Annotated in this window: 1 pseudogene; it reads left to right on the top strand. The window is 47.0% G+C overall.

Going from position 1 to position 660, the window contains the following annotated elements:
• Positions 1-660: pseudogene (locus R7044_RS25895) on the top strand (peptidylprolyl isomerase); the annotation flags it as partial.

Genomic DNA, 660 nt, shown 5'->3' with positions numbered 1-660 from the left:
ATCGCACGCAACAATAACCAAAGCGTGGAAGAACTGGCAGCATCAGTGCAAGCAGAAGGCCTAAGCTACCCAGAGTTTCGCGAGCAAATCCGTAAAGAAATTGCAGCGTCAGAAGCTCGTAATGCGCTAGTTCGTCGCCGAATCAATATCCTTCCAGCAGAAGTTGATAGCCTTGCAGACCAGCTAGCGAAAGAAACCAACGCAACCGTGCAATACAAAATCGGTCATATCCAACTGCGTTTCACCGACGGTCAAGATAAATCAGAAGTAGAAGCACAAGCGAAAGCCCTGGTTAAATAACTCAATGACGGCGCAGACTTCACCGAAATGGCTTACACCTACTCTAAAGGTCCGAAAGCTCTCCAAGGTGGTGATTGGGGTTGGATGCGTAAAGAAGAAATGCCAACCATCTTTGCTGATCAAATCAAGATGCAGAACAAAGGCAGTATCATTGGCCCATTCCGTAGTGGCGTTGGTTTCCACATCCTAAAAATTGAAGATGTGAAGGGTCTGGAAACCGTTGCGGTGACGGAAGTTAACGCTCGCCATATTCTGATCAAACCAACCGTGATTCTTAGTGATGAAGGCGCTAAAAAGCAGTTAAATGAATTCGTTCGTCGCATCAAAGCTGGCGAAGCGACCTTTGCTCAATTGGCCTCA

This window comes from Vibrio sp. 1402, assembly GCF_033340275.1.
This window is presented reverse-complemented; position numbering and strand designations above follow the sequence as displayed.